Source organism: Nostoc flagelliforme FACHB-838, from assembly GCF_014698065.1.
GTDB classification, from domain to species: domain Bacteria; phylum Cyanobacteriota; class Cyanobacteriia; order Cyanobacteriales; family Nostocaceae; genus Nostoc; species Nostoc flagelliforme_B.
Window position 1 is genome coordinate 1 of sequence record NZ_JACJSI010000460.1, and the last position, 4,250, is coordinate 4,250.

5 protein-coding genes and 1 pseudogene are annotated in these 4,250 nt (G+C 44.6%); all 6 read right to left on the reverse strand.

The features are described from left to right. Positions 1-89: 89 nt before the first annotated feature. The gene (locus tag H6G97_RS46540) at positions 90-1,004 is read right to left on the reverse strand and encodes an NrtA/SsuA/CpmA family ABC transporter substrate-binding protein (protein WP_190947167.1); all 915 of its coding nucleotides are present in this window, start codon (positions 1,002-1,004) and stop codon (positions 90-92) included. 34 nt (positions 1,005-1,038) lie between these two features. Continuing rightward, the gene (locus H6G97_RS46545; protein ID WP_190947168.1) at positions 1,039-1,656 is read right to left on the reverse strand and encodes a pyridoxamine 5'-phosphate oxidase family protein; all 618 of its coding nucleotides are present in this window, start codon (positions 1,654-1,656) and stop codon (positions 1,039-1,041) included. Then, entirely contained in the window at positions 1,649-2,449 is an 801-nt protein-coding gene (locus tag H6G97_RS46550; protein ID WP_190947169.1) for an ABC transporter permease, read from the reverse strand. Before H6G97_RS46550 ends, H6G97_RS46545 begins: the two co-directional genes overlap by 8 nt. A gap of 12 nt (positions 2,450-2,461) precedes the next feature. Continuing rightward, positions 2,462-3,331 (reverse strand): ABC transporter ATP-binding protein, encoded by an 870-nt coding sequence (locus tag H6G97_RS46555; protein WP_190947170.1) that lies wholly within the window; start codon positions 3,329-3,331, stop codon positions 2,462-2,464. 110 nt (positions 3,332-3,441) lie between these two features. After that, positions 3,442-4,146 carry a sulfotransferase family protein gene (locus H6G97_RS46560; protein ID WP_190947171.1) on the reverse strand — a complete coding sequence of 235 codons (705 nt, stop codon included), beginning with the start codon at positions 4,144-4,146 and terminating at the stop codon, positions 3,442-3,444. Positions 4,147-4,161: 15 nt separating this feature from the next. After that, positions 4,162-4,250: pseudogene (locus tag H6G97_RS46565) on the reverse strand (IS5/IS1182 family transposase); the annotation flags it as partial.

Sequence of the window (4,250 nt, forward strand, 5' to 3'; positions counted from 1 at the left end):
ACTAGGGCTAAGTTTCCGTCCAAGAAGCCAGTACATAAGGGGGCAGGAGTTAAATTGGAAACACTTACTTTTTCTGTAATCAATACTGCTTAGAGCTTAACCGAACCGTATTGCTTTGAGACTTGGCGAATGGTTTCTGGATCGAGGCGAATTTGTTCAGAGAACCAGATGCTTGCTTGTTCTTTGTTGGTTGCTGTGAACAGAATAGAATCTCGTAATGCTTCAAGGTACTGCTTTTCAGCTTGAGGATGTTTCTTTAGATAGTCAGTACGCATGACAGAAATATAGCGGTGCGGCCAGGTGTGAATAATTTGAGCATTAAATTTCTTGTTCAGCTTCAACACTTGAGGTTGCCGAATGACAATCGCATCCGCAAATCCGCGTTCAAAGGCTAGCTGTAGTTCATTCGGTGGCGTGTTCAGCAGCTTCACATCTGATTTTGGATTCAAATTGGATTCTTTCAAAAGCTTCAGCAAGTCTAGATGGGAGTCAGAACCAAACGAGAGGGCGATCGTTTTTCCTCGCAAATCCTTGGCTTGTTTGATACTGCTGCCGTTTGGAACCATGAGAGAGTAGCTTGAATTTCCCAAACTTGCCACAACAACTGCTTTTCCAGGATTACGAGAGATAAAGTTAATCACTGGCATTGGGCTGGTGATCACGGCGTCAACGTTGCCAGAGGCAAAGGCTTCCATCATCGGTGGACCATTCTGGAAAAAGTTGTATTTTGCCTCCAAACCTTTCTTTTCAGCAATTTTAGCCTTCTCCATTACCTTGGCAATTTGTCCATTCATACCAGCAGGATAGGCAATCCGAATCGGAATGGTTTTACCTTCTGCTTGATTGACTTCAACTACGGCGTTGCTATCAGCAGCTGTTTTATTATTGCTGCTGGGGTTATTGGCAGATTGCGTTCCAGCGCAAGCAAAAAACACACAAGAAATAGAAGGCAGAACCAGCGTGTAGGTAAGTCGCTTGATCAGCGATTGACGAGAGATAGCCATAATTTGTCATTAAATCAATAATTGTCTTGGAAGCTTAATAGAGTCGAGTTCGGTTTCGCTCTTCAATCTCTGCTTCTACAGCAGCAACATCTAGCCCTCTAATTTGCTCGGCTTGAATTTGTCCAGCGCTGGGAAACTGCGATCGCTCAATTTGAGTGCTAGAGTCCCACAACCTTGAGCGGATCAATGCTTTGGCACAGTGAAGAAACGCCTCCGCAACCGTGACTACAATTGCAGTTTTGGGAACTTTGCCCTGCATGACACTAGACAGTAACAAGTCTGGAGCTTGTGTAATTTTTGCTGTGCCATTCACACGCAAGGTTTCATTCATTCCTGGAATCAAGAACAGCAGCGCCACGTTTGGATTTTCAATAATGTTGGACATGGTATCAAGGCGATTATTACCGGGTCGGTCAGGAATTAACAGCGTTTTGTCATCCAGCACACGCACAAAGCCAGGGGCATCGCCACGCGGCGAGACATCGGCTGTGCCACAACGCTGAGAAGAACCAATCACCAAAAATGGGGCAGCAGCGATCAAGTTACGACAATGAACGTCAAGATAATCGAGGCATTTTCGTTGAGATCGCTCAGAAGGATAACCATAAATCCTGCGTAAATCAGCAAGGGTTGTAACGATTGCATTATCCATGCAGATATTGCGGCTTCCAGGGAATGACGTATTGCTCGATATACCCCAATGCCGCATTCATCAACGCTCCCAAAATGCCAATCACCACCATCCCTACCAGTACATAGCTGGTTTCAAGATTGAGTCGATTTGCCTGAATCATGTATCCTAAACCCGACTGAGCTGCAATCAATTCAGATGTCACAACTGCCATCCAAGACTGTCCTAAACCGATCCGCAAACCTGCCCAGACTTGGGGCATTGCAGACGGGAGAAAAATCGTGGTCACTAATGAAAATCTTCTGGCTCCTAAACATTTCGCTGCGTTGATATGTTGATGCTCAACGGCTTTTCCTCCCGCAAACGAATTGATGAAGATGGGAAAAAATGCCGCAAGTGCAGTAATAAAGTAGCTTGATGAATCACCGATGCCAAACCACAAGATCGCTAATGGAATCCAGGCGATCGGAGGAATGGGCCTTAGGATGGTGATAATCGGCAATAAGATTTGTCTGGGAATATAAAAGTAGGCAAGAATAATGCCCAACGGAACGGCAAGACAAGTAGCGATAAAAAAACCAATAAATACACGCTGTAAACTGGCTTGAATATCCGTTAATAATTGTCCATCTTTGATCAGGTTGAAGAAGCCAATGAATACTTCCCAAGGGGTTGGCAGCAAGGTTGGTTCATTCAGCAGTAGAGAGACAGTACCCCACAAAAGTAGAAACGAAACGAGGCTGATGACCAACCATCGAAAATTTGTTGATAGAGTTGGAGGAATTTTTTTTAAAGGCCACACTAAAGAGCGCATTTGCCTACCCTTTCAATGCAATTGATGGTTAAATGATTTCAAACTTTCTTGCCTGATGGCCGCTAGAACTTTCTTTTGCACTTTAATGTATTGTTCTGTCAGCATCACGTCGGGCTTGCGAGGACGATCAAGATCAACCATGACTTCTTCTTTAATAGAACCGGGGGTCGATCGCATAATGCAAATCCGGTCTGATAAGAATATGGCTTCATCAATGTCATGGGTGACAAATACAACCGTTGTTTTGAATGTTGTCCATATTTTCAAAAGCTCTTCCTGCATGATGCTGCGAGTTTGAGCATCCAGAGCACCAAAGGGTTCATCCATCAGTAACACTGGTGGTTGCGTTGCAAGCGCTCTAGCAATGCCAACCCGTTGCTGCATTCCACCCGAAAGCATGGACGGGTAATAGTTCTTAAATTTCTCCAACCCAACTAATGTGAGGAACTGCATTGCAACTGATCTAGCAGCTGGAAAACCAAGCATTTTAGGGCCAAAGGAGACATTTTGCAGTACGGTCATCCAGGGAAACAGCGAGTGATGCTGAAAAACAATGCCACAAGCAGGATTGGGTTCAGTTACTTGGCAATGATCAATCCAGATGCTACCTTCCGTTGGCTTGACAATTCCAGTGATCGCGTTCAGCAAGGTTGATTTACCACACCCAGAAGCTCCCAGAAGCGCCACAAATTCACCCGCTTTGATATTCAGATTAACGTTTTCAACCGCAGTAACTTTCTGATGGCGGCGTTGAAAGGAAATCGTCACGTTTTTAACGCTAATCTGTCCCTGCGTTGTTTCAACGTCATGCTGCTGGAACGGCTGAAGTGGAACAGCTTCGGCGCAAGCATAAGCAGCGATCGAAAATTTTTTGAAAGCCATTTTAGTTGCTGCGGTTATAGGACTCACTCAAAGCACAACATCATTACTGACATACTGGCGTTTGACACCAAAGTAATCCTTCCACTTTCTCCAAGCCCGCTGACCAGTAATTAGCTCTTCATAGAACTGCCCTTGAGAGAACAATGACCACGGTTGAGGTTCATCCCAGATTCCTTTTTCTTTCGGTCTTCGCGGCGATCGCTTAACCAATCATTGTAGCTTTCATAAACAATGTGACCTTCCGGGGCATCCAGTGTTGCCGCCCGAATTCTGCCATCCAACTCGATATACAGTTCCTTCTGTTCTTGAGTGAGATGGAGTGGTTCAACTTCAATGTCATAGCCCAGAGCCGTTAATTCTTCTCCAGCAACCGCTGCAAAGATTTCTTGATCCCGCAGACTCAGCAAGTTTTTATAAATACCGATGTAGCGATCACTAACTGGTTGCCCAAGCGGTTTGTGATCTTTGGTTGTTGCTCTCCGCTGTGCAATGTTTGATTTGTAAAATGCCAACATTTCCGAGTTGTAGTCTTCTGCCAAAAAATGACAAACTTTGTCTAAGACGGCCTCTGGTTCACGAACTAATGTTTCATACGAAACATCGAGCCATTGAGTTGGAGCGAGTCGCTCACGCCAGGGTTTTACAGCGTCTTGACAGAGTTTCCAAATGGTTGCTGCACAATAAATATTTGTTGGACCAAATGCAGACTCTAGATATTCCGCACTGGCATCTCTACCATCACGAATTAAGTAGATGAATTGAGCGTTGGGAAAGTCTCTTATGATCGCATCAATGAAGAATAAGTTAGAAACCATTTATAAAGAAAATCTTTAGGCAGCAAGACGACGTAACATAATACGTGTCATCACAGCATAGATGGCAGCTTCGCTCATCTCAGGAAGCCGTTCATAGTCTTTGC

Excerpts from the sequence above, each read along its gene's own strand:
- H6G97_RS46540 (WP_190947167.1), bottom strand. The coding sequence starts at position 1,004 with ATGGCTATCTCTCGTCAATCGCTGATCAAGCGACTTACCTACACGCTG.
- H6G97_RS46545 (WP_190947168.1), bottom strand. The coding sequence starts at position 1,656 with ATGGATAATGCAATCGTTACAACCCTTGCTGATTTACGCAGGATTTAT.
- H6G97_RS46550 (WP_190947169.1), bottom strand. The coding sequence starts at position 2,449 with ATGCGCTCTTTAGTGTGGCCTTTAAAAAAAATTCCTCCAACTCTATCA.
- H6G97_RS46555 (WP_190947170.1), bottom strand. The coding sequence starts at position 3,331 with ATGGCTTTCAAAAAATTTTCGATCGCTGCTTATGCTTGCGCCGAAGCT.
- H6G97_RS46560 (WP_190947171.1), bottom strand. The coding sequence starts at position 4,146 with ATGGTTTCTAACTTATTCTTCATTGATGCGATCATAAGAGACTTTCCC.